The sequence below is a fragment of the Nocardioides sp. Z38_18 genome, assembly GCF_058215695.1.
The window spans coordinates 713,638-737,138 of the sequence record NZ_JBZAJE010000002.1; the positions used below are offsets into that span (position 1 = coordinate 713,638).

The window sequence follows — 23,501 nt, forward strand, 5'->3', positions numbered from 1 at the left end:
GGTCAGCCCGTTGTTGGTCAGCCCGTTGGTGGTCAGCCCGTGGTTGGTCGGGTGTCCACGTCGCGACCCGTGGCCAGGTCGCCGCACTCGACCAGGTCCACGTGGCGCTGCTCCAGGTAGCCGCGGGCGCCCTGGTCCCCGCGGGCCGACTCGATGACCCCGGCCCAGTGGTCACGGCCGATCAGGACCGGGTGGCCAGGCCTTCCGGCGTACGCCGCCCGCGCGAGCGTCGCGCGCCCGGATCTCCGGTCCACGGAATCTTCGAGCATCCGGCGCACCACCGTGGCGCCGACGTCGGGGAGGTCCACCAGGGTGACCAGTGCCGCCGCGGCGTCGCCGTGCTCCAGGGCCGCGAGCCCCGTGCGCAGCGAGGCACCCATGCCCTCGTCCCAGTCGGCCGCGAGCACGACCTCGAGCTGGTCCCGGTCATGGTCGTGACCCTCCAGCAGCACCCGCGCCTCCTCGGCCGCGGCACCGAGGACGACCGTGACGCCCGCGCAGCCGCCGTCGCGCAGGGCCGAGACCGAGCGCAGCAGCCAGGAGGTGCCGTCGGGATCGTGGACCAGCGCCTTCGGCGTACCCATCCGGCGGCCGGCGCCGGCAGCGAGGAGCAGTCCGTGGGCCATCCGCGCAGCCTTCCACGTCTGCCCGGCCGACGCCCCCGGACCCGGCCCGTCAGCCCCCGCCCGTCAGTCGAACCGGCCCGTCAGTCGAACCCGCCCGGTCTTCCGGACGACGCCGGGAGCAGGTCCCTGGTCCCGTGGTACTCGCCGTTCGGGGTGACGATGGTTCCCGCCTCGCCGCGCAGGATCGCGCCGGCGTCCTGGAGGCGTCCGATCGCGGCCATGTCGCCGGTGCGCTCGACGAACCGGGTCACGGCGTCGACCTTGGGTCCCATGGAGCCGGCCGGGAAGTCCTCGCGCTGCAGGGCCACCGGCGTCGACCGCAGGATCGGCTCCGCCTTCGGGGTGCCGAACCCACGCTGCACGTGGGCGATGTCGGTGAGTACCAGCAGCGCGTCGGCCTCCAGCGCCTCGGCGAGCACCGAGGCGGTGAGGTCCTTGTCGACCACGGCCTCGACCCCCTCGAGCATGCCGACCTCGTTGCGGATCACCGGCACCCCGCCACCGCCCGCACACACGACGATCGCACCGCTGTTCAGCAGCAGCCGGATCAGCCGGGTCTCCACCACCCGCCTGGGCTTCGGCGAGCCGACGACACGACGCCACTTGTCGCCGTCGGGCTTGACCGTCCAGCCGCGCAGCTCGGCGAGCTCCTTGGCCTCCTTCTCGGAGTAGACCTCCCCGACGAACTTGGTCGGGTTCGCAAAGGCCGGGTCGTTCGCCTCCACCAACGTCTGGTTGATGATCGCGGCCACCTGGCGCCCGGGCAGGGAGTTCTGCATCGCCTGGAGCAGCCAGTAGCCGATCATCCCCTGGGTCTGCGCCCCGAGCACGTCGAAGGGGTACGGCGAGGTCAGGTGCGGGTCCGACGCGCTCTGCAGGGCGAGCACACCGACCTGGGGTCCGTTGCCGTGCGTGACGACGAGCTCGTGCTCGTTGGCAAGAGGTGCCAGGGCCATCACCGCCGTGGCGACGTTGCGCTCCTGGACGTCCGCGTCGGGCTTCTGCCCGCGCTCGAGGAGGGCGTTGCCCCCGAGCGCGACCACGATCCGCACCTCAGCCGCCCATCGTTGCGACGAGCACGGCCTTGATGGTGTGCATCCTGTTCTCGGCCTGGTCGAAGACGATCGAGCTCGCGGACTCGAAGACCTCGTCGGTGACCTCCAGGGACTCCATCCCGGTCTTCTGGTACAGCTCCTCACCCACCTTGGTGTGCCGGTCGTGGAAGCCCGGCAGGCAGTGCATGAACTTCACCTGCGGGTTGCCGGTGAGCTCCATCAGCCCCGCGTTCACCTGGTAGGGCTTGAGCAGGTTGATCCGCTCCTCCCAGACCTCGGCGGGCTCACCCATCGAGACCCACACGTCGGTGTAGACGAAGTCGACCCCCTGGACGCCCTCGGCGACGTCCTCGGTGTGCTGGAGCCGCGCACCGGTGCGAGCCGCGATCTCCTTGGCCTGCTGCACGATCGCGTCCTCGTTCCACAGGGCCCTGGGTGCGACCATCCGCACGTCCATCCCCATCATCGCCCCGGTGACGAGCAGCGAGTTGCCCATGTTGTTGCGGGCGTCGCCGAGGTAGGCGAAGGAGATGTCGGAGTCGTGCTTGCCGGCGTGCTCACGCATGGTGAGCATGTCGCAGAGCATCTGTGTCGGGTGCCAGTCGTCGGTGAGCCCGTTCCAGACCGGGACGCCGGCGTACTGCGCCAGCGTCTCGACGTTCGCCTGCGCGGCACCGCGGTACTCGATGCCGTCGAAGAACCGGCCGAGCACCCGCGCGGTGTCCTCCATCGACTCCTTGTGCCCGATCTGCGAGCCCGAGGGGTCCAGGTAGGTCACCCCGGCGCCCTGGTCGAAGGCCGCGACCTCGAAGGCGCAGCGGGTGCGGGTCGAGGTCTTCTCGAAGATGAGCGCGATGTTCTTGCGGGTCAGCCGGGGCTGCTCCGAACCGACGTACTTGGCCAGCTTGAGCTCGGCCGCGAGGTCGAGCAGGAACTTCCACTCCTTGGGGGTGAAGTCCAGCTCCTTGATGAAGCTGCGCTGGTGGAGGTTGAACGCCATCTCAGATCCCTTCCCGTTCGATCGGGCAGCTCATGCAACGCGGGCCGCCGCGTCCTCGTCCCAGCTCGTTTCCCTGGATGGTCACCACTTCGATGCCCTTCTTGCGCAGGTAGGTGTTGGTGGTGACGTTGCGCTCGTAGGCCATCACCAGGCCGGGGCGGACGGCGAGCACGTTGCAACCGTCGTCCCACTGCTCGCGCTCGGCGGACTTCACGTCCTGGGTGGCGGTGAGCACGTTGATCCGGTCCAGACCGAGTGCGTGGGCGATCGCCTGGTCCATCTCGTCGGGCGCGTGCGCGGTGACCTTGAGCTCCTTCTCGCTGTCGCCCGGCTCCAAGGTGTACGCCGGCAGGCCGCCCATCCCGGCGTACCGGGTGAAGGTGTCCTCGCTGAGCATCGTCATCACCGTGTCGAGGTGCATGAAGGCACGGGCCTGCGGCAGTGCCAGGGCGACGATCTTGGTGATGCTGCCGTCGCTGAAGAGCTTCCGCGCGAGCCGCTCCACACCCTGGGGCGTGGTGCGCTCGCTCACCCCGATCAGCAGGGTCCCCCGGCCGATGACCAGGATGTCCCCGCCCTCGGCGGTGGCACGCCCGTTGACCGATCCCTCGGACCAGACGTTGAACTTCGACTTCGCGAACAGCGGGTGCCAGCGGTAGATCGCCTCGTAGTGGATGGTCTCGCGCATCCGCGCCTTCATCCGCATGGCGTTGATCGAGACGCCGTTGTAGATCCAGGCGGAGGTGTCGCGGGTGAACAGGTGGTTGGGCAGCGGAGGCAGGAACAGGTCGTCGAGCTCCATCGCCGAGATCACCAGCGACTTCGGCTCCTCGATGTGCTCGAGCAGCTCCCGCTTGGTCATGCCTCCGATCAGGTGCCGGACCAGCAGGTCGTCGTCGAGCCCGGAGAACAGGTTGTAGAGGTCGTCGGTCGCCATCGGACCGTAGATGCGTTCGTCGAAGGACGCGTCCAGGATGTGCTTGCGCCCCTCTGGCAGCGCCACCGTCTCCCGGAGCAGCTGGTCGAGGTAGTGCACCTTCACGTCGAGGTCGCGCAGTGACTCCGCGAACGCGTCGTGCTCCTGCTTGGCTCGCTTGACCCACAGCACCTCGTCGAAGAGGTAGGAGTCCTTGTTTGTCGGGGTGAGGCGCATCAGCTCAAGGTTCGGTCGATGCAAGATCACCTGTCGGAGGTCCCCCACCTCCGAGTCCACGTGCAAGGTCATCGGTGTCTCCCAGCGTCGTCGGTGGCAGGCGTTGTGAAGCCGCCCACCTTCAACGGTCCCCCTGTGGGACAAGCCGCATGAGGGCCGAAGGTCCCACGATGAGGGGGACTTCGCCTGCGTCAGCGGGCGGGATCCGCTGCTTGTCTGGAATAGCCCATGCCCCTGCCGGATGAGGTACCACCATGAACGTGGAGAAAACCGCCGAAGCACCCGCAGGCCCGCCAGAGAAGAAGCGAAAATTCAGTTTCCCGAGCGCCTTCACGGTGCTCTTCGCCGTCACGGTCCTCGTCTGGCTGCTGGCGTTCATCATCCCCACCGGCGCCTACAAGGTGAGCGAGGAGACCGGGGGCCCGATCCCCGGCAGCTACCAGGGCGTCGATGCCGACCTGTCGTTCGGCGATCGCCTGATGCAGCTCTTCCTGGCGCCGGTCAACGGCCTATACGGCATCCAGTCCACCGACACCGGGTTCATCAGCCCCAACGAGACCGGGGAGCTCTTCGGTGCCGCGGGGGTGTTCCTGTTCGTGCTGGCCATCGGCATCTTCATCACGATGTCGATGCAGACCGGGGCGATCGACAACGGCATCGCCCGGGTGGCCAACCGGTTCGGCACCCGTGGTGCCGTGCTGATCGTGATCCTGATGCTGCTGTTCTCCATCGGCGGCACCACCGAGGGGATGGCCGAGGAGACCCTGGGCTTCTACGCCCTCGTCGTGCCACTCATCCTGAGCCTGGGCTATGACCGGATGGTGGCGGTGGGCACGATCATGGTCGGAGCCGGCGTCGGCGTACTCGCCTCCACGGTCAACCCGTTCGCCACCGGTGTCGCCTCCGACGCCGCCGGGATCTCGATCGGTGACGGGATCGGGTTCCGGTTCCTGATGTACGTCGTCCTGGTGCCCGTCGGCATGCTCTACGTGCTCCGGTACGCCAGCAAGGTGAAGAAGGACCCCTCGAAGTCCATGACCACGGGGCAGCCCGACGACGCCAGGATCGCGGCGAGCGGGATTGGCAGCCCGCCGGTGCTCACCGGCCGGCAGAAGGCCGTGCTCACGATCGTCGGGCTCACCTTCGTGTTCATGATCTTCGCGATCGTGCCGTGGGCGCAGGTGATCAACGGGCCCGACGCCGAGAGCTTCGGCTGGCAGCTGGACTGGTACTTCCCCGAGCTCGCCGCCCTGTTCATCGTGATGTCCATCGTGGTGGGCCTGATCGGCGGCCTCGGCGAGAAGGGGATGACCGACACCCTGGTCCGCGGCGCCGGCGAGTTCATCGGGGTCGGCCTGATCATCGTGCTCGCCCGTGGCGTCACCGTGATCATGAACAACTCGCAGATCACCGACACCGTGCTGCACTCGATGGAGAACGCGGTCGACAACACCTCCTCGGGTGTCTTCGGTGCCGTGATGTTCCTGATCAACGTGCCCCTGGCGTTCCTGGTGCCGTCGACCTCGGGCCATGCCGCGCTCGCGATGCCGATCCTGGCGCCGCTGGCGGACTTCGCCAACGTGCCGCGGGCCATGGTGATCACCGCCTTCCAGTCCGCCTCCGGCGTGGTCAACCTGGTCACGCCCACGTCTGCGGTGGTGATGGGTGGACTCGCGCTGGCCAAGGTGCGCTACGACGAGTACGTGCGGTTCGTGGCCCCCCTGCTGCTGATCCTGCTGGTGGCATGCACCGCGTTCGTGGCCGTCGGGGCCGCGCTCACCTGATTCGTCCAGGCAAACTTTTTCGCACACCTGTTCGAAGACTTGCTAGAGTGAGTCGATGACCATGGAGTTCCAACCTTCCCTCCTCGAGCTCACCGAAGACGTCCACCTCGGCGTCGGGCCGCTCGCAGGGCGGGTGCAGCGGACCCATCTGTCCCGCGGAGCCTGGGTGGACGTGCTCCCGGGATGGTTCGGCGGTGCCGACGAGGTCTTCGCCGGACTGGTGGAGACGGTCCCGTGGCGCGCCGAGCGTCGGGCGATGTACGACAACGTGGTCGACGTACCCCGCCTGCTGCACCAGTACGGCATCGGCGACCCGCTCCCCCACCCGGCGCTCACCGAGGCGCGCGAGGTGCTCAACGAGCACTACGGGCCCGAACTGGGCGAACCGTTCGTCACGGCGGGGTGCTGCTACTACCGCGACGGGCACGACTCCGTCACCTGGCACGGCGACAACATCGGCCGCGGCCGCTCGCAGGACACGATGGTCGCCATCGTGTCCTTCGGCTCACCGCGCAAGCTCCAGCTGCGGCCGCGCGGCGGTCACACCGAGGTGACCCACGCCCTCGGCCACGGCGACCTGATCGTGATGGGCGGGTCCTGCCAGCGCACCTGGGAGCACGCCGTACCGAAGACCTCCCGCCCGGTGGGCCCGCGGATCAGCGTGCAGTTCCGTCCGCGCAACGTGTTCTGAGCTCACGGCTGCCCCTGGGGGCAGACTGAGTGGCGTGAGCACGGAATCTCCCGGATCCGCGACCGATCGCGAGCTCGAGCGCACGATCCTGCAGCTGCTGGACCAGCGCGCCCCGACCTCGACGATCTGCCCTTCCGACGCAGCGCGTGCCGTGGGGACCGCGGCGGACTGGCGGGACCTGATGCAACCTGCCCGCGACGCGGCCGCTCGCCTGGTGAGCGCAGGGAAGGTGGAGATCACCCAGGGCGGGGAGGTGGTCGACTTGACCACGGCCACGGGGCCGATCCGGATTCGCCGCGTCCTGCGGGACTGGCAGTGAGATGGTGCCAGAGCACCAGCAGAGCCGAGGTCGCGAGCAGAACAAGAGTGCGGCGCTCAGTCACCCCGGAATGCCAGCAGCATGCCACTGACAGCGGCGGTCACCACGCCCGCCAGCTGCACGACCTGGCCGATCGCGATCGCTGCGCCGTTCTCGCCCAGCAGGTTGTCGAAGCCGTCACCATAGATGCCGCTGAGGACGAAGCCGACGACCACGAACAGCCCCAGCAGGGCTCCGACCCCGTCGGACCACCGGCGCCGGACGCCAGCGACGAGAGCCGCGCCGGCCAGCAGGATCACCAGCCCCGGCGGAAATGCCACGGGGAACTCGACGCCGGCCGCCCACAGGACTGCGATCCCGACGGCACCCACCAGCAGACCACCGACCAGGGTGGTGCGCCTCCTCACGCATCCTCCTTCGTCCAGGCGACCAGCTTCTCCGGGTTGAGCACCGACCACATGCGAACGATGCGGTCCTCGGCGACCTCGAAGGCCATCACTGCGACGGTGACGTCGCCCGCCCGGGCGATGAGACCCGGCTGCCCGTTGACCAGGCTCTCCGTCATCGTCACCCCGGCCAGCGCGGTGGCGCGGCCGACAAGGAACTCCGCGATCCTCAAGGCGCCACGCACCGGCCGCCGCTCCGCGCTGACCCGCCCGCCACCGTCGCCGACAGCGACGGCCGCAGGGTCGAGCAGACCGACCAACGCTTCGATGTCACGGGCCTCCCACGCCTGCTTGAAGCGGCGCACGACCGCCGTGCGCTGAGTCGTGGACGTGACTGGTGGGGGCGACCCGGCGATTCGACGGCGGGCCGAGGACGCCAGTTGCCGGGTGGCCGCAGGGCTGCGGCCGACGATCTCCGCGATCTCCGGGAACGGGTAGCCGAAGACATCGTGCAGGACGAACGCAACCCGTTCGGCCGGAGTCATGGTCTCCAGCAGAACCAGGAATGCCATGTGGACCGACTCGTCCAGAGTGATCTGGTCCACCGGGTCGAGGGGGGTGCTGCCGTCCTCCGCCCACATCGTTCGCGCCGGCAGCGGCTCCGGTACCCACTCGCCGACGTACCGTTCGCGTCGGAGGCGAGCCGATCCCAGCAGGTCGAGACAGATACGCCCGGCGACCGTGGTCAACCACGCACCCGGGACCCGGACGGCCGTTCGCTGCTCCTCAGGCATGGCGTACCACCGGACATAGGTCTCCTGGACAACGTCCTCGGCCTCGACCAACGACCCCAACAGGCGGTAGGCGAGGTTTCGCAGGTGCCCGCGCTCGGCCATGACAGCGGCCAGGTCGGGATCGCCCCTCTCAGGGACGAGGTGGGGCGGGCACTCATGGGACGAAGTGTCCCTCGGTTCGGCGTCATTCCCCTACGACGAAGCCGACCGGTGTCGTGTGAGGTCACAGGCCGACCTCACACCGGCACGGCCGGCTCCGTCGGACACACATGCACACAACTCTGTGGATCATCGCCGGACTGCTGGCGGCCATCTTCTGCGCCAGCGGCGCAGCCAAGCTCGTGCAACCCAAGGACAAGCTGGTCGCCTCCAGCGCCGGGGCGGCGCTCGAGGGCTTCAGCCCCGGCGCGATCAAGGTCATCGGCCTTCTCGAAGTCCTCGCCGCGGTCGGCCTCGTGCTTCCCGACATCGTCGGTGTCGCGACATTCCTCGTCGCAACGGCCGCCATCGGCCTGGTGCTCCTGATGATCGGCGCCGCATTCACCCATGCGCGCCGGTACGAGGTGCAGCCGATCATCGTGAACGCGATGCTGCTGGCGTCCGCGGCCGTCGTGGCCTACGGCCGACTGGGTCCCTGCGCCTTCGTCGACTGACCCGATTTGAGAGCCAGTTGAATCCTCCCTCTTGCGCCCGCCTCTCGGAAACTATAGAATCGAACACAGGTTCGATCCAATAGTGATGCTGAGGGATCGGCCCGGACTCTCCCGTAGCGGAGGTCCGCCTGCTCACGGGCGTGCTGCATCGACGTGTGAGACCAGTCAGTCATGGTCACGAGTCGGTGCGGGAGGTGCTCAGATGAGCTCGACGTTCGATCGGCCCGCGCTGCACCCGGTGCTGGCCTGCGCGGACACCGTGGAAGGGGCGTTGAAGTCCGCTGCCGATGTGGCGGTGGAGTTCTTGGCTCCCGCCGAGAAGCGGGCTGCGTTGGTGCAGCTGACCCGGGTGGAGGCACAGCTCGCTTCCCTGCGGATGCGGGTGCTGGCCGCCTCCGACGACCTCGCAGTGGTCGAGGGCGCCCGGGACACGGCCGCGCTGGTCACCCACCACACGCGTTCAGATGCCGGGACCAATCGGCGTGACCTGGCACTGGGCCTGGCCCTGGACCGCCGCTGGCAGCACCTGGGAACCGCCTTCGCTTCGGGCGAGGTGAACGTCGCACAGGCGCGGGTGATCGCGCACGCGCTGGACGAGCTGCCCGCCAACGAGCTCGGCACCGAGATCATGGCCGCCGCCGAGACCCACCTGGTCGCGCAGGCGGCGTACTTCGGGCCACGCGAGCTGCGGCACCTGGGCCGGCGGATCCTGGACCACGTGGCACCCGAGGTTGCGGAGGAGCAGGAGGCCAAGGCGCTCGCCGCCGAGGAGTCCCGCGCCTGGCGCCGCACCTCGCTGGCGACCACCCGACTGGGCGACGGCAGCACCCGGATCACGATCCACGTCCCCGACAGCGTCGCTGCCCGGCTGCACACCTACCTGGAGGCATTCCCTCACCTCGCCAGGTCGGCGTGGGCGAGGGGGACCGGGTCCCGGCCGACGTACGCCGCGGTCAGGCGTTCTGCGCGCTGCTGGAGGCGGTCGACCCGAAGCGGCTGCCGGTCCACGGTGGCGACGCCACCACGGTGATCGTCACGATCCCGCTGGCGGACCTGCGCCGTGACCTCGGCGTCGGCGAGCTCGGACCCACCGACCGGCTCACCGCCGGGGAGGTCCGGCGCCTGGCCTGCACCGGCAAGATCGTCCCCGCCGTGCTCGGCACGAACTCCGAGGTGCTCGACCTCGGCCGGTCCTCGCGGCTGTTCAAGCCCGCACAGCGCAAGGCGATGATCATCCGCGACCGTGAGTGCCGCGCCGAAGGGTGCACCATCCCCGCCGCCTGGTGCGAGGCACACCACTGGGGCAGACCCTGGGCCAGAGGCGGCCTCACCGATCTCAAGGACGGGGTCCTGCTGTGTTCCTGGCACCACCACCGCGCCCACGACGACGGCTACGACGCCAGCCGGCTACCCAACGGCGACATCCGATTCGGCAGGCGAACACGAGGGTCGTAAACTGGCGGCTGCACAGGGGTACAGCGCGTCAGTGGTGGGGTGGCGAGCACGTCGTTGAGCGCACCCGGAGAAACCGATGTCCACCCCTGTCACCCCTGTCCCCACTGCCGTCCGTCCTGCCACGTCGACGCGCACCTCCTTCCCCACGCTGCTGCGCCAGGTGGAGCCGTACTACGTGGTGCTCGACGCCGCGGTCCGGCTGCCGACGGCGATGCTGCCGCTCGGGATCCTGCTCTACGTGGCGGACCGCAGCGGGTCCTTCGCGACAGGTGGGCTCGCAGTCGCTGCGCTCAGTGTGGGCGGGGGCCTGGGCGGCGCCTTCGTCGGCGTCTTCGCCGACCGGTTCGGCCAGCGGGTCGTCGGCGTGCTGGCCACGGTGGTGCAGGTCCTCGCGCTGGGCGCCTTCCTGCTGCTCGCCCCCCGGGACGTGCTGCCGGTGACGATGGGGCTGGCCGCGCTGATCGGGATGTCCAACCCGCAGGCGGGCGCGATGGCCCGCAGCCGGTGGGCCGCACTGGGCCGCTCGCGCGCCGACCGTCGCTCGTTCACCTCCACGGCGATGGCCTGGGAGGGCGCCCTCGACGAGTGCGGGTTCGTGGTCGGACCGGTCCTGGTGAGCACCGTCGCCGGCCTCGCCTCACCCACACTCGGGCTGGTGCTGGCCCTGGCGCTGGCCGTGGTGACCCAGACCGGATTCGCGCTGCACCACACCGCGCTGCCCGGCCACGGTGCCGGCCGCTCCACCGGTCACCGCGAGCGTGGGGCACTTCCCCTCGCCCACGTCGGCAGCCTCCTGGTCGCGATGGCCGGCGTCGGACTGGTCTTCGGCGCGACCCAGACCGGCGTCGCGGCGCGGATGGCGGCTGCGGGCACCGACGAGCTCACCGGCCCCGTGTACGCCGCCATGGGGGTCGGCGCCGGGATCGCGGGACTGCTCACCACCCGGCTGCCCCAGGTGTTCCGGCTCGAGGCCAGGATCGCCTGCGCCGGCGCCCTGGTCGCTCTCGGCGGCCTGGCGAGCTCGGTCTCGGAGCATCCTGCCCTGCTCGCCGCTTCCTGCCTGCTGCTCGGCGTCGCCCTGGCACCGGCCCTGGTCAGCTCCTACGCCCTCGCCGAGCGCTCGGCTCCCGAAGGGTGGGGCACCACGATGATGACCATGCTCGGGACCGCGAACATCATGGGGATCGCAGCCGGTGCTGCGATCGCGGGCATGCTCGTGGACTCGGTCTCCCCCGGTGCGGCGCTACTCGTCGACGCGGTCGCCGGTGTGCTGGTGCTCGCTGCCGGCTGCGCGGCGCTGCTCACCCACCCCGCTGGCCGCGCGGAGCGGCAGCACCCGGCCCGCTAGGCGACCCCGCTCACCCGCGAGCTCCAACCGCTCAGCCGACGGGGTCGCCCTCGAGGTCCGCCTTCATCGCGGCCAGCGTGCGCGCGATGTTGCCCCGCTGGAACTGCGAGAAGAGCCGGCCACCGGTCGCGGCCTTGTCGAAGATCGCCGCGGCCCAGTCCGGCCACCGGTCGCGCAGGTCGGTCCAGGTCTCGGTGACGCGGGTGCCGTCGGCGACCGGCTCGAAGGTGTACTCCCACGACGCGATGCGCCCGGCGAGCAGCGGCTTGCGCGGCCCGATCTTGCGCACGTCGAAGGCGAACCGTTGCCCGGGCTCCGCGGCGATCACCACGCACTCGGTGCTCCACCGCGCACGACCACGCTTGTTCGACCCGTCGAAGACCTCACCGACGCGCAGCGTGCGACCGGCGCTCGTGGTGGTCGCGCCGGTGTTCTCCGGGCTCCACCGGGCCATCTGGGTGGGGTCGGCCACCTGGTCGTAGATCGTGTGCGCGTCGATCTCGATGACGATGCTGTCGCTGACCTGCATCTCGCGGCCCATGGATCTCCTCGGTGGTGGGTGTGCCCTGCCTGTGTACCCCGGACATACCCGAAAGGGCCCCCGCCGAAGCGAGGGCCCTTCCGGGTGATGCCTGTGAAGCGGTGGTTCCTGAGCGGGTGGGCTCAGAAGTCCATGCCGCCCATGCCGCCGGTCGGGTCGCCGCCACCCATGGCGGGCGCCTTCTCCGGCTTGTCGGCGATGACCGCCTCGGTGGTGAGGAACAGCGCGGCAATCGAGGCTGCGTTGAGCAGCGCCGAACGCGTCACCTTGGCGGGGTCGGGGATGCCGGCAGCGAGCATGTCGCCGTACTCCCCGGTCGCAGCGTTCAGGCCGTGGCCGACCGGAAGACCGGCGACCTTCTCCGCCACGACGCCACCCTCGAGACCGGCGTTGATCGCGATCTGCTTGAGCGGAGCCGCGAGCGCGACCTTGACGATGTTGGCACCGGTGGCCTCGTCGCCCACGAGCTCGAGCTTCTCGAACGCGTTGACGCCAGCCTGCACCAGGGCCACGCCGCCACCGGCGACGATGCCCTCTTCGACGGCAGCCTTCGCGTTGCGAACGGCGTCCTCGATGCGGTGCTTGCGCTCCTTGAGCTCGACCTCGGTGGCCGCGCCGACCTTGATGACCGCAACGCCGCCGGCCAGCTTGGCCAGGCGCTCCTGCAGCTTCTCGCGGTCGTAGTCGGAGTCGCTCTTCTCGATCTCGGCGCGGATCTGGTTCACGCGGCCAGCGAGCTGGTCGGTGTCCCCGGCGCCGTCGACGATGGTGGTCTCGTCCTTGGTGACGACGACCTTGCGGGCCTGGCCGAGCAGCTCGATGCCGGTCGACTCCAGCTTGAGGCCGACGTCCTCGGACACGACCTGCGCGCCGGTCAGGATCGCGATGTCCTGCATCATCGCCTTGCGGCGGTCACCGAAGCCCGGAGCCTTGACGGCGACGGACTTGAAGGTGCCCCGGATCTTGTTGACGACCAGGGTGGACAGGGCCTCGCCCTCGATGTCCTCGGCGATGATCAGCAGCGGCTTGCCGCTCTGCATGACCTTCTCGAGGAGCGGCAGCAGGTCCTTGACCGTGGAGATCTTCTGGTTCGCGATCAGGATGTAGGGGTCGTCGAGGACGGCCTCCATGCGCTCCGGGTCGGTCATGAAGTACTGGGAGATGTAGCCCTTGTCGAAGCGCATCCCCTCGGTCAGCTCGAGGTCGAGCCCGAAGGTGTTCGACTCCTCGACGGTGATGACGCCTTCCTTGCCGACCTTGTCCATCGCCTCGGCGATGGCCTCGCCGACGGTGGTGTCCGCGGCGGAGATCGAGGCGGTCGCCGCGATCTGCTCCTTGGTCTCGACGTCCTTGGCCATTCCGAGCAGCTGCGCGGAGACGGCCTCGACGGCCTTCTCGATGCCGCGCTTGAGCTCCATCGGGTTGGCGCCGGCGGCGACGTTGCGCAGCCCTTCGCGCACCATGGCCTGGGCCAGGACGGTGGCGGTCGTCGTACCGTCACCGGCGACGTCGTCGGTCTTCTTGGCGACCTCCTTGACGAGCTCGGCGCCGATCTTCTCGTAGGGGTCCTCGAGCTCGATCTCCTTGGCGATGCTCACACCGTCGTTGGTGATGGTGGGCGCACCCCACTTCTTCTCGAGTACGACGTTGCGCCCCTTGGGACCGAGCGTGACCTTGACCGCGTCGGCGAGAGTGTTCATCCCTCGCTCGAGCCCGCGGCGGGCCTCCTCGTTGAATGCAATCAGCTTCGGCATGGCTAGGTGATTCCTCACGCTAAAAAGTGTGGTGGCCGCTTCGTCGCCCGCGACGGACGATCCGGGCTGACCCGGCGGACCCTTCCCGCCAGCGCCTTCGAACCTCGACTCAGACGGCCATGGATCGATGCTGCGTTGTCACTCTCATAGGGAGAGTGCCAGCTTCATTTTTAGCACTCGCCCTATCCGAGTGCAAACACCGGGGGGCCTGTTCCCGGCGCGTGCCCGACGTGGGGCTCAGCGAGGCCGCCCTCCTCGTCACCGTCGTTCTGGTGGATGACGGTGTCGACGTTCTTGGTCCGGATGATGCTCGTCCGAGCGGCCACTAGGCGGTCCTCCCTATGCGCCGACAGCCGGTACGTCGGCAACCGGTACGTCGGCAACCGGGGCACACAGACTGTTCGCGTCACCAGTTCGTTGTGACGCTCAACCTTTCCGGTGCCCCGTTCCCGTCAGGGAGATCGCAAACGATCACGCACCAGGTCTGCGAACGCGCTCGCGTTCTGCGGCAGGACCTCGAGGTAGAGGCCGGGTTCGGTCAGCTCGAGCTCGCTGACGGCGAGGGTGCCGTCGACCAGGCGCATCAGGTCGACGCGGGCGTAGTCGAGCCGCTCCTCGAGCAGTGCCTGCGCCGCGGTGACCGCGCGGTTGGCCACCTCGGCGGCCTCATCGGTCAGCGGTACGGCGACCGTCGACCCGCCGTACCGCTCGTGTACCCGGAGCTCACCGCTCGCCGGCACCTTGCGGGCCGAGGAGACGACGCGGCCGTCGAGCACGAACACGGACGTCTCGCCCTCGGTGCGCACCGACTCGACCAGGGGCTGCACCACCCAGGGTCCGTCGCTGAGGCCGGACTCGTCGAGGTCGGCCGGGCCGCCGTCGACGCCGTCGAAGACGACCAGGCCCCGCCCTCCGGCCCCCACCGTCGGCTTGACCACCACGTTCGGGACGCCCGGGTCGCCGGGGGCCTCGCGATCCATGGAGAGCTCCGCGATCGCGGCCGGCAGCTCCTCCTCGTGCTCCACGACGAGGGTCGGGACCACGGGGACGCCGGCTGCTGCGAGCTCGACCAGGTAGCTCTTGTCGGTGTTCCAGGCGAACACCGCGGCGGAGTTGAGCATCCACGGCACCGTGCCCGCCCAGCGGAGGAACTCCTCGCGGCGCTGGTCGTAGTCCCAGGTCGAGCGCACGGCGACCAGACCCTGGGACCAGTCGGCCCCGGGGTCGTCCCAGACCACCCAGCGCCCCTCGATCCCCCGCTCGGCCAGCGCCGGCAGCAGGTGGTCGGTCCCCGCCCACTCCTCGCCGGCGGGGAACCAGGAGCAGGTGGCGAGCAGTACGACGGGACGCGGCGGCGCGGCGCCGTCCTCGACGGTCATCGGCTCAGTCGGCCAGCTCGGGCGGGAAGCCGCCCGTGGCGATCGGACCCCAGGAGTCGATGGTGACCCGGATCAGGGACTTGCCCTGCTCGCGCATCGCCTCGCGGTACTCGTCCCAGTCGGGGTGCTCCCCGGAGATGCTGCGGAAGTAGTCGACGAGCGGCTCCACGGAGTCCGGCAGGTCGATCACCTCGGCGGTGCCGTCGAGCTGGACGTAGGGCCCGTTCCAGTCGTCGCTGTGGATCAGCAGGGTGACCTCGGGGGTGCGGCGCAGGTTGGCGACCTTGGCGCGCTGCGGGTACGTCGAGATCACCACCCGGCCCTCCTGGTCGACGCCGCAGGTGACCGGCGAGACCTGCGGCCGGCCGTTCCTGCGGGTGGTCACCAGGGTGGCGTTGTGGCGGGGCCGGACGAACTCGAGCAGCTCGTCTCGGCCCACCCGGTCGGCGGTGGCGAGTTTGCGTGGCATCACCACAGTCTGCCCGATCGGGGTGCCGGCGAACCGGCCGATCACCGCGCCGATCACCGCGCCGATCTCCGCGCCGATCTCCGCGCCGATCTTCGCGCCGGCCTCAGCCGCCGGCGACCGCCGGGATGATGCTGATCTTGGTGCCGTCGGGAGTGCTGCTGTCGAGGCCGTCGAGGAAGCGCACGTCGTCGTTGCCGACGTAGACGTTGACGAAGCGACGGATCTTGCCGGCGTCGTCGAGGACGCGCGCCTTGATCCCGCTGTGGTTGGCCTCGAGGTCGTCGAGCACCTCGGCCAGGGTGTCGCCCTGAGCCGCGACCTCGGAGGCGCCGCCGGTGTAGGTGCGCAAGATGGTGGGGATCCGGACCTGGACGCTCATCTGTCTCTCCTGCTGTGGTGTGGGAATGCCTGCTGCGGCTGGGACTCAGACCAGGCCGCTGGCGCTGAACGCGGCGTACGACGGCTCGATCGTGGCCGCCGGGCCCACCGCGTCGCTGACCGCGTCCAGGGTCTTGAGCCCGTGCCCGGTGTTGATCACCACGGTCTCCAGGGTGGTGTCGAGCTGGCCGGTGTCGACGAGCTTCTTCAGCACGCCCACGGTGGTGCCGCCGGCGGTCTCGGTGAAGATCCCCTCCGTGCGGGCGAGGAGCACGATGCCCGCGCGCACCTCGTCGTCGGTGACGTCCTCCACGGCGCCGCCGGTCTCACGGCAGACGTCGAGGACGTAGATGCCGTCGGCCGGGTTGCCGATCGCCAGGCTCTTGGCGATGGTGTCCGGCTTGACCGGGCGGATCGCGTCGATGCCGGCCTTGTAGGCCACCGAGACCGGGGAGCAGCCCGTGGCCTGCGCACCGAAGACCCGGTAGGGCTTGTCCTCGACGAGCCCGAGCTTGATCAGCTCCTGGAAGGCCTTGTGCACCTTGGTCAGCTGGGAGCCGGAGGCGACCGGGATCACGATCTGGTCGGGCAGGCGCCAGCCGAGCTGCTCGGCGATCTCGTAGCCCAGCGTCTTGGAGCCCTCGGCGTAGTAGGGCCGCACGTTGACGTTCACGAACGCCCAGCCCTCCTCCTCGCCGGCAATCTCCGAGGCGAGCCGGTTGACGTCGTCGTAGTTGCCGTTGACGGCGACGAGGTTCTCGGTGAACACCGCGGAGTTGACCTGCTTGGGCTTCTCGAGGTTCGAGGGGATGAACACGACGGTCTTGATGCCGGCCCGGGCCCCGGCCGCGGCGACGGCGTTGGCCAGGTTGCCCGTCGAGGGGCAGGCGAACACCTTGCTCCCGAACTCCCGCGCCGCGCTCAGCGCGCAGGCCACCACCCGGTCCTTGAAGGAGTTGGTCGGGTTGGTGGAGTCGTCCTTGACCCAGAGGTTGTCGATGCCGAGCTCACGACCGAGGTTGTTCGCCTTGAGCAGCCGGGTGAAGCCGGGCTCCATGTTGGGGCTCTGCTCGATGTCGTCGGGCACCGGCAGCAGCGCCTTGTAGCGCCAGATGTTGCGCGGACCCGCCTCGATGTCCTCCCGGGTGACCGCCGGGAAGTCGTAGGAGATCTCCAGGGGGCCGAAGCACTCCGGACACGCGTAGTTCGGGCCCAGGGCGATCTGGTGCCCGCACTCACGACAGGACAGGCCGGTCGCGTTGCCGAAGGCGCGCTCCCGGAGAGTGGTGCCGGCGCCGGTTGCGGTGGCGGGCGAGAGTTCTGTTGCAGTGCTCAAAGGAGGCCTCCTTCTCATCTTCCCTGGACCGGATTTCGGACCAAGACGGATTTGGCACCGCACCACACGAATCCGAAAGATCGGAGGCTCGGTGTGGCGGTTGCCGGGACTTCAACGGGCCGTTCCCTCAGTCCCTCTCGATGAGCTGTGCACCACAGTAGGTAGCCGTCTCAGAATGTGCACACCGATTCCGCCATTCGAGACGGCGCGGTCTCGCACCGCGGGAGACCCACGGCCCGGACAAGGGCGACATGGGTTGTCCGGGGGTGATCCGGCTCAGGCGCGGGCGTTCTTGATGTCGGCGGTGAGCTCGCGGAGCAGCTCCAGCACGCCGTCGGGTCCCTGCACCACCACGTCGGCGAGGTCGGCGAGGGCGTTCTCCTCCTCCGAGGCCGAGCACACCAGCAGGCCGGGGAAGCCGCGGCCGCGCAGCTCCTCGACCGCCTTGAACGCCTCCACGTCGCCGAGGTCATCGCCGCAGAACACGAACGCCCGGGCACCGAGCTCGTCGCTCAGCCGGCGTACGGCGGCACCCTTGTTCATCCCGTGCGCCCGCACCTCCACGACCCAGCGGCCCGGCTCGATGTCGAGGTCGTGACTCTTCGCCGCGTCGGCGAGCAGCGGCAGCAGCCGCTCGAAGGCGCCCTCGGGGTCCGGCAGCCGGCGGGTGTGCACGGCCACGGCGAGGCCCTTCTCCTCCACCCAGGCGTCGCTGGCGTCGGCCTTGCGCAGCAGGCGCGGGATCTCCCCCATGAAGCTGGCCAGGCCGCGCGGCGGCTTGGGCGAGATCACCCGGCGGTTGGTGGAGGTCCAGCGCTCGTTGCCGTACTGGCCGAGGACGAACAGCTCCCGGCCGGTGTCCCCGATGGCGTTGCCGACCTCCTCGAGGCCGCCGAGGTCGAGGGCCTGCCGCGCCGGGCGCCCCGTGATCACCGCGACCGCACGCACCTGGGCGGCGAGGTCGACCAGCACCTGGTCGGCATCGGGGTGGATGTGGGCCCGCTCCGGGTCCTCCACGATCGGGGCCAGGGTGCCGTCGAAGTCGAGTCCGACGACGAGGTCGTCCGCGGTGCGCACCAGCGCGGCGTACTCCTGCTCACCCGACGTCGAGCCGAACTCCATGGGGCCCATCGTCCCAGCCCGGTTCGGCGCTTGTCCAAACGGGCCACCAGGCGGGCGGCACGCACGAGCCGCCCGGAACGGTCGCCGTCAGGGCGAGCCGGTAGAGGAAAGCGGCAGGTCAGCGGTAGTCGTCGGTGAGGATCACGGTGACACGGTCGAAGCGCATCGGCTCCTCGGCCGGGCGCAGCTTCTTGATCCCGAGGTCGCGGCCGAGCTCGCGCGCGGCCTCCTTGAGGCGCGGCGGGAAGTAGACCGAGGTGCCGTCGATGGTGCCGTACCAGTTGTCCGAGCCCACGACGTTCCACCCGGCGGACTTGGCCTTGTCGGCGACGCCGCCGGCCAGGCCCTTGGTGCGGGTGTTGTTGAAGACCTCGACGAGCACCTCGCCGCGCTTGATCGGCTTGGGCTTGGGCTTGACCGGCGCCGGGTCCGCGGTGGGAGTGCTCGAGGGAGTGGCGGACGGGGTGCTCACCACGGGTGCTGCCGTCTCGTCGGGCGCCTGGTCGGGGTCGTTGGCCACGAACACGAGGCCCGCAACGGCGACCGCCGAGATGCACAGCACCAGCAGGCGCGTGGGCAGTACGACGCCGCGCTCGTCGCGCGGGCGCGAACCCCCAGGCAGCCTGGACATCGAGGTCACTCCGAGAGGTCGAAGCCGAGTCGGCGCGCGGAACGCTGGCGCTGACGGGTGGCGCGCAGGCGGCGCAGGCGACGCACGAGCAGGGGGTCGTGGGCCAGCGCCTCGGGCCGGTCGATCAGGGCGTTGAGGACCTGGTAGTAGCGGGTCGAGGACATGTCGAACTTCTCGCGGACGGCCTGCTCCTTGGCGCCGGCGTACTTCCACCACTGGCGCTCGAAGTCGAGCATCTCGGCGTCCCGGGCGGACAGCTCCGCGGGTCCCTCCGACTGGGAGTGGTTGAGCGCGTGGCTGGCGACCATCAGGACGACTCCTCGGACGGGTAACGGTGTGGCTGCGGGCTCATCATAGGCGAGGAAATACATCAGTGTCATTCGGTTCGCGGCGTGGCGCGTGCGGCTCGCGCGCGCTCGCGGGGTCGGCTGGCTCGGGCTGGGTACGGTGAGCGCCATGGAGACCATTCGCTGGGGCGTGCTGGCGCCGGGCCGGATCGCACGGACCTTCGCCACCGACCTGGCGCTGGTGCCCGACGCGACCCTGGTGGCCAGCGGCTCACGCAGCCGGCAACGGGCCGAGGAGTTCGCGGCCGAGTTCGGGGGCACCGCCCACGGCTCCTACGAGGAGCTGGTCAGCGACCCGGACGTCGACGTGGTGTACGTCGCGTCCCCGCACGCGTTCCACGACGAGCACGTGCGGCTCGCCCTCGAGGCGGGCAAGCACGTGCTCTGCGAGAAGCCGATGACCCTCGACGCCGGCTCGACCCAGGCGCTCTTCGAGGAGGCGCAGGCCCGCGGGCTGTTCCTGATGGAGGCCATGTGGATGGCCTGCCACCCCATGATCCGCACGATGCTGAGGCTGCTGGCCGACGGCGAGCACGGCACCGCGCGCCAGGTGCACGCCGACCTCGGCTTCGTGGTCCCGAACGACCCGCACGACCGGCTCTTCGACCCCGCGCTCGGAGCGGGAGCCCTGCTCGACATGGGCATCTACCCCCTGACGTTCGCCCACCTGGTCCTCGGCGCCCCCGAGCAGCTCAGGTCGGTGGCCCACCTCTCCGAGAGCGGGATCGACCTCGACATCGCGATCGCGGGCCGCTACGCCGGTGGCGCGACCGCCGCACTGACCGCGTCGATGACCTCCCAGTCCCCGCGCTCGGCCTCGGTCGCCACCGAGATCGGCCGCTTCGACCTGCCGTGGGGCTTCCACCACCCCGAGCGGATCCGCTGGACGTCGTACTGGACCCAGCAGGGCGAGAGCGAGTGGATCCTCCCCGACGAGCCGGTGGTCGGCCGGGGCTACGGCAACGAGATCCTCGAGGTGCACCGCTGTCTGCGCGCCGGGGCGCACACCAGCACCCTGGTGCCGCCCGCGCAGACGATCGCGCTGATGGAGCAGATGGACGAGCTCCGGGCCCAGATCGGTGTCACCTACCCCGTGGATAGGGTCGGCTCGTGACTTCGAGCTCGCAGCGCCGTACCAGCGCCGACCTGGTCGTCGTGGCCAACAGGCTGCCCGTCGACCGGGTCGTCGACGCCGACGGCGAGACCTCCTGGCGTCCCTCTCCGGGCGGCCTGGTCTCGGCCCTCCAGCCGGTGATGAGCCGCAACCGGGGCGCCTGGATCGGCTGGCCCGGGGACTCCGGCGAGGTCCCCGAGTCGTTCGAGGACGAAGGGATGACCCTGGTGCCGGTGCCGCTCTCGGCGGAGGAGGTCAACGAGTTCTACGAGGGGTTCTCCAACGACACCCTGTGGCCGCTCTACCACGACCTGGTGGCCAAGCCGTCCTTCCACCGTGAGTGGTGGGACTCCTACGTGGCGATCAACCACCGCTTCGCCGAGGCGGCCGCCAAGTTCGCGGCCAAGGACGCCACCGTCTGGGTGCAGGACTACCAGCTCCAGCTCGTCCCGGCGATGCTGCGCGAGCTCCGTCCGGACCTGCGCATCGGGTTCTACCTGCACATCCCCTTCCCCCCGCCGGAGCTCTTCTCCCAGCTGCCCTGGCGCCGCCAGATCCTCGAGGGGCTCCTCGGCGCCGACCTCGTCGGCTTCCAGCTCGCCGGCGCGGCCCAGAACTTCGTGCGCCTGGTCCGGCAGCGGGTCGGGCACAAGACCCACCGCGACTCCGTCTACCTGCCCGACGGCCGGGTGGTGATCGCCAAGGCGTTCCCGATCTCGATCGACACCGCCGGATTCGAGGAGCTCGCCCGCTCCGAGCCGGTGACCGCACGCTCCGCCGAGATCCGCGAGGAGCTCGGCAACCCCCGCAAGGTCTTCCTCGGGATCGACCGCCTCGACTACACCAAGGGCATCTACGCCCGGCTCCGCGCCTACAGCGAGCTGATCGCCGACGGGCACTTCACCGTCGAGGACGCGGTCTTCGTCCAGGTCGCCACCCCGTCGCGGGAGCGGGTCGACCAGTACCGCCGGCTGCGAGATGACATCGACCGGCTCGTGGGCCGGATCAACGGCGACCTCGGCCGCATCGGCCGGCCCGCGATCTCCTACCTGCACTCCTCCTTCCCCCGTGAGGAGCTGGTCGCGCTGTACGGCGCCGCGGACATCATGGTGGTGACCCCGTTCCGGGACGGGATGAACCTCGTCGCCAAGGAGTACGTCGCCAGCCGGTTCAACAACAACGGGGCGCTGGTGCTCTCGGAGTTCGCCGGCGCCGCCAACGAGCTCCGGCAGGCCTACCTGGTCAACCCCTACGACATCAACGGGATGAAGGCGACGATGCTCCAGGCCTACCAGGCCGAGGAGAAGGACCTGACCCGGCGGATGCGGGCGATGCGCAAGACCGTGGCCGAGAACGACGTGGCCCGCTGGGCCACCACCTTCCTCGACCACCTCGCGGGCTCCCAGACCCACACCCGGGAGCTGCACCCGGCCAGCCGCGGCTGAGCCACCTCGACCGGGCCCGGATCAGGCTCGCTCAGTCACCCGTGTCGGTGCCGACCGGGTCGTCCTTCTCTCCCTCACCGGCCTCGATGGACTCGCCCTCGGAGCGCATCCCGCCGGGTTGCATCACGTGGCGGATCTCCTCGGCGAGCTTCGGGCCCAGCTCTCCCCAGCCGTGCCTGTAGCCGTAGATCTCCCGCAGTGACTGCGCCTGGTAGTCGCCGCTGAGGATGTCGACGTCGTCGGCGGTGATCAGGCCCGGGTGAGCGACGCCGACCGACTCCGAGACCTTGACCAGCTCGTTGCGCAAGGTGCGGATGTACTGCGCGCACCGCTCGGCCTTGGAGACCGGCTCCAGGCCGTGCGCCAGCCAGGGATCCTGCGTGGCGACCCCCGTGGGGCAGCGGTCGGTGTGGCACTTCTGGGACTGGATGCACCCGATCGCGAGCATCGCTTCACGGGCGACGTTGACCATGTCCGCGCCGAGGGCGAAGGCGACCACGGCGTTGTCCGGAAGCCCCAGCTTCGCGGAGCCGATGAAGGTGACGTCGTCGGTGAGCCCGGCCTCGGCGAACGTGGCGTAGACCCGGGAGAACCCGATCCGGAACGGCAGCGCGATCGAGTCGGCAAAGATCGGCGGCGAGGCACCGGTGCCGCCCTCGCCCCCGTCGAGGGTGACGAAGTCGACCCCCCGGTCACCGCCGGCCATCAGGCGGGTGAGCTGGTGCCAGAACCCCATCTCCCCGACGGCGCTCTTGATGCCGACCGGCAGGCCGGTCTCGGTGGCGACCAGCTCCACGAAGTCGAGCAGGCTGTCCTCGTCGCTGAACGCGGTGTGCCGGGCCGGGCTGGCGCAGTCGCGGCCCATCGGGATGCCCCGGACCTCCGAGATCTCGCGGCTCACCTTCGCGGCGGGCAGCAGTCCGCCGAGACCGGGCTTGGCCCCCTGGGACAGCTTGATCTCGATCGCACGCACCGGGGCCGACTCGACGACCTCCTTGAGCTTGTCGAGGGAGAAGTTGCCGTGCTCGTCCCGGCAGGCGAAGTACGCCGTACCGAGCTGCAGCACCAGGTCCCCGCCCTGGAGGTGGTGCGAGGAGAGCCCACCCTCACCCGTGTTGTGCATGCAGCCCGCCTGCCGCGCACCGGAGTTCAGCGCCTGGATGGCGTTGCCCGACATCGACCCGAAGCTCATCCCGGAGATGTTGACCAGTGAGTCGGGGCGGAAGGCCTTCGCCCGCCCACGAGGGCCACCCAGGACCTTGGCGCTCGGGAGGCCGGTCGTCCTGGCGTGGTCGTGGGGCAGCGAGCTGGCGAAGGTGCGGTGCTTGATGATCGCGTAGCCCGGCAGGTGCTCGGTGTCGTTGTCGGTGCCGAAGCCGGAGTAGTTGTTCTGCTGCTTGGAGGAGGCGTAGATCCAGATGCGCTGGTCGCGGCTGAACGGGCGCTCCTCGTCGTTGCTGGTCACGATGTACTGACGCAGCTCCGGGCCGATGGTCTCCAGCCAGTAGCGGGCGTGCGCGATCACCGGGAAGTTGCGCATCAGTGCGTGCCGCTTCTGGGTGAGGTCCCGCGCTGCGACCGCCCCGAGGGCAACGCCCACACCACCCAGCACCCGAGAGATCTTCATGGCCCAGTCCTACCTCGCACCCACGACGATGTCCATGTCGTGGATGGGCCGCGCGTGGGCGCGGCCCGGGTACGCGCGAGTCGGTAACCTCTCG

At 69.8% G+C, this 23,501-nt stretch carries 25 protein-coding genes and 1 riboswitch; of the genes, 9 read left to right on the forward strand and 16 right to left on the reverse strand.

All coding sequences use genetic code 11. The annotated features are described in order from the left end of the window. Positions 1-32: 32 nt before the first annotated feature. From AC4BGC_RS14600 to AC4BGC_RS14615, 4 genes are all read right to left on the reverse strand, one after another. Positions 33-626: a nucleotidyltransferase family protein gene (locus AC4BGC_RS14600; protein ID WP_490556399.1), complete on the reverse strand. Its 594-nt coding sequence runs from the start codon at positions 624-626 to the stop codon at positions 33-35. An 80-nt stretch (positions 627-706) separates the two neighbouring features. Continuing rightward, positions 707-1,669 carry a carbamate kinase gene (locus tag AC4BGC_RS14605; RefSeq protein WP_490556400.1) on the reverse strand — a complete coding sequence of 321 codons (963 nt, stop codon included), beginning with the start codon at positions 1,667-1,669 and terminating at the stop codon, positions 707-709. Positions 1,670-1,679: 10 nt separating this feature from the next. Then, positions 1,680-2,681, reverse strand: a complete 1,002-nt coding sequence (argF, locus tag AC4BGC_RS14610; protein WP_490547696.1) for an ornithine carbamoyltransferase — start codon at positions 2,679-2,681, stop codon at positions 1,680-1,682. Position 2,682: 1 nt separating this feature from the next. Then, a complete protein-coding gene (locus tag AC4BGC_RS14615) occupies positions 2,683-3,906 on the reverse strand; it encodes an arginine deiminase (protein WP_490547695.1) in 1,224 nt (407 codons plus the stop codon). 182 nt (positions 3,907-4,088) lie between these two features. Between AC4BGC_RS14615 and AC4BGC_RS14620 the strand changes: the two genes are divergently transcribed. From AC4BGC_RS14620 to AC4BGC_RS14630, 3 genes are read left to right on the forward strand one after another with little or no spacing between them, the layout of a single operon-like run. Further along, the gene (locus tag AC4BGC_RS14620; RefSeq protein WP_490547694.1) at positions 4,089-5,618 is read left to right on the forward strand and encodes a YfcC family protein; all 1,530 of its coding nucleotides are present in this window, start codon (positions 4,089-4,091) and stop codon (positions 5,616-5,618) included. A 55-nt stretch (positions 5,619-5,673) separates the two neighbouring features. After that, entirely contained in the window at positions 5,674-6,309 is a 636-nt protein-coding gene (locus AC4BGC_RS14625; protein WP_490556401.1) for an alpha-ketoglutarate-dependent dioxygenase AlkB, read from the forward strand. A 34-nt stretch (positions 6,310-6,343) separates the two neighbouring features. Continuing rightward, positions 6,344-6,628, forward strand: a complete 285-nt coding sequence (locus AC4BGC_RS14630) for a DUF3253 domain-containing protein (protein WP_490556402.1) — start codon at positions 6,344-6,346, stop codon at positions 6,626-6,628. A gap of 56 nt (positions 6,629-6,684) precedes the next feature. On the opposite strand, the gene AC4BGC_RS14635 is transcribed toward AC4BGC_RS14630, so the two are convergent. Together AC4BGC_RS14635 and sigJ are read right to left on the reverse strand one after the other, a co-directional pair. Beyond that, the gene (locus AC4BGC_RS14635; protein ID WP_490556403.1) at positions 6,685-7,035 is read right to left on the reverse strand and encodes a hypothetical protein; all 351 of its coding nucleotides are present in this window, start codon (positions 7,033-7,035) and stop codon (positions 6,685-6,687) included. Beyond that, entirely contained in the window at positions 7,032-7,910 is an 879-nt protein-coding gene (gene sigJ, locus AC4BGC_RS14640) for an RNA polymerase sigma factor SigJ (protein WP_490556404.1), read from the reverse strand. The genes AC4BGC_RS14635 and sigJ overlap by 4 nt, the downstream gene beginning before the upstream one ends. 167 nt (positions 7,911-8,077) lie before the next feature. Between sigJ and AC4BGC_RS14645 the strand changes: the two genes are divergently transcribed. From AC4BGC_RS14645 to AC4BGC_RS14660, 4 genes are all read left to right on the forward strand, one after another. Further along, positions 8,078-8,461: a DoxX family protein gene (locus tag AC4BGC_RS14645; protein ID WP_490556405.1), complete on the forward strand. Its 384-nt coding sequence runs from the start codon at positions 8,078-8,080 to the stop codon at positions 8,459-8,461. Positions 8,462-8,663: 202 nt separating this feature from the next. Beyond that, positions 8,664-9,491, forward strand: a complete 828-nt coding sequence (locus AC4BGC_RS14650; protein ID WP_490556406.1) for a DUF222 domain-containing protein — start codon at positions 8,664-8,666, stop codon at positions 9,489-9,491. Beyond that, on the forward strand, positions 9,374-9,916 hold the full coding sequence (locus AC4BGC_RS14655; RefSeq protein ID WP_490556407.1) for an HNH endonuclease signature motif containing protein: 543 nt from the start codon (positions 9,374-9,376) through the stop codon (positions 9,914-9,916). The genes AC4BGC_RS14650 and AC4BGC_RS14655 overlap by 118 nt, the downstream gene beginning before the upstream one ends. A gap of 76 nt (positions 9,917-9,992) precedes the next feature. After that, on the forward strand, positions 9,993-11,264 hold the full coding sequence (locus AC4BGC_RS14660; RefSeq protein WP_490556408.1) for an MFS transporter: 1,272 nt from the start codon (positions 9,993-9,995) through the stop codon (positions 11,262-11,264). Positions 11,265-11,295: 31 nt separating this feature from the next. Here AC4BGC_RS14660 and AC4BGC_RS14665 read toward each other — a convergent pair whose 3' ends face one another. The 9 genes from AC4BGC_RS14665 to AC4BGC_RS14705 form a co-directional block, all read right to left on the reverse strand. Beyond that, complete coding sequence (locus AC4BGC_RS14665; protein ID WP_490547686.1) at positions 11,296-11,805, reverse strand: SRPBCC family protein; 510 nt, start codon at positions 11,803-11,805, stop codon at positions 11,296-11,298. Positions 11,806-11,927: 122 nt separating this feature from the next. Then, on the reverse strand, positions 11,928-13,559 hold the full coding sequence (gene groL / locus AC4BGC_RS14670) for a chaperonin GroEL (protein ID WP_490547685.1): 1,632 nt from the start codon (positions 13,557-13,559) through the stop codon (positions 11,928-11,930). A 452-nt stretch (positions 13,560-14,011) separates the two neighbouring features. Beyond that, a complete protein-coding gene (locus tag AC4BGC_RS14675) occupies positions 14,012-14,938 on the reverse strand; it encodes an ATP-grasp domain-containing protein (RefSeq protein ID WP_490556409.1) in 927 nt (308 codons plus the stop codon). A 4-nt stretch (positions 14,939-14,942) separates the two neighbouring features. Beyond that, positions 14,943-15,407, reverse strand: a complete 465-nt coding sequence (locus AC4BGC_RS14680; protein WP_490547682.1) for a PPOX class F420-dependent oxidoreductase — start codon at positions 15,405-15,407, stop codon at positions 14,943-14,945. Between the two features lie 103 nt (positions 15,408-15,510). Then, positions 15,511-15,786: a MoaD/ThiS family protein gene (locus tag AC4BGC_RS14685; RefSeq protein ID WP_490547681.1), complete on the reverse strand. Its 276-nt coding sequence runs from the start codon at positions 15,784-15,786 to the stop codon at positions 15,511-15,513. A gap of 45 nt (positions 15,787-15,831) precedes the next feature. Continuing rightward, positions 15,832-17,121 (reverse strand): threonine synthase, encoded by a 1,290-nt coding sequence (thrC, locus tag AC4BGC_RS14690; RefSeq protein WP_490547680.1) that lies wholly within the window; start codon positions 17,119-17,121, stop codon positions 15,832-15,834. An 11-nt stretch (positions 17,122-17,132) separates the two neighbouring features. Then, positions 17,133-17,268: riboswitch (SAM riboswitch) on the reverse strand. A 129-nt stretch (positions 17,269-17,397) separates the two neighbouring features. Then, positions 17,398-18,243: a trehalose-phosphatase gene (otsB, locus tag AC4BGC_RS14695; protein ID WP_490547679.1), complete on the reverse strand. Its 846-nt coding sequence runs from the start codon at positions 18,241-18,243 to the stop codon at positions 17,398-17,400. Positions 18,244-18,361: 118 nt separating this feature from the next. Next, positions 18,362-18,874 (reverse strand): LytR C-terminal domain-containing protein, encoded by a 513-nt coding sequence (locus AC4BGC_RS14700; protein WP_490547678.1) that lies wholly within the window; start codon positions 18,872-18,874, stop codon positions 18,362-18,364. A gap of 5 nt (positions 18,875-18,879) precedes the next feature. Then, positions 18,880-19,182, reverse strand: coding sequence for a DUF3263 domain-containing protein (locus AC4BGC_RS14705; protein WP_490547677.1), 303 nt, complete (start codon positions 19,180-19,182; stop codon positions 18,880-18,882). 148 nt (positions 19,183-19,330) lie between these two features. Here AC4BGC_RS14705 and AC4BGC_RS14710 point away from each other — a divergent pair, with 148 nt between their 5' ends. Together AC4BGC_RS14710 and AC4BGC_RS14715 are read left to right on the forward strand one after the other, a co-directional pair. Then, on the forward strand, positions 19,331-20,335 hold the full coding sequence (locus tag AC4BGC_RS14710; RefSeq protein ID WP_490556410.1) for a Gfo/Idh/MocA family protein: 1,005 nt from the start codon (positions 19,331-19,333) through the stop codon (positions 20,333-20,335). Then, positions 20,332-21,780 (forward strand): alpha,alpha-trehalose-phosphate synthase (UDP-forming), encoded by a 1,449-nt coding sequence (locus AC4BGC_RS14715; RefSeq protein WP_490547675.1) that lies wholly within the window; start codon positions 20,332-20,334, stop codon positions 21,778-21,780. The genes AC4BGC_RS14710 and AC4BGC_RS14715 overlap by 4 nt, the downstream gene beginning before the upstream one ends. 31 nt (positions 21,781-21,811) lie before the next feature. Here the strand turns inward: AC4BGC_RS14715 and AC4BGC_RS14720 are convergent, their stop codons facing one another. Beyond that, on the reverse strand, positions 21,812-23,407 hold the full coding sequence (locus AC4BGC_RS14720) for a glutamate synthase-related protein (protein WP_490556411.1): 1,596 nt from the start codon (positions 23,405-23,407) through the stop codon (positions 21,812-21,814). Between the last annotated feature and the right edge of the window lie 94 nt (positions 23,408-23,501).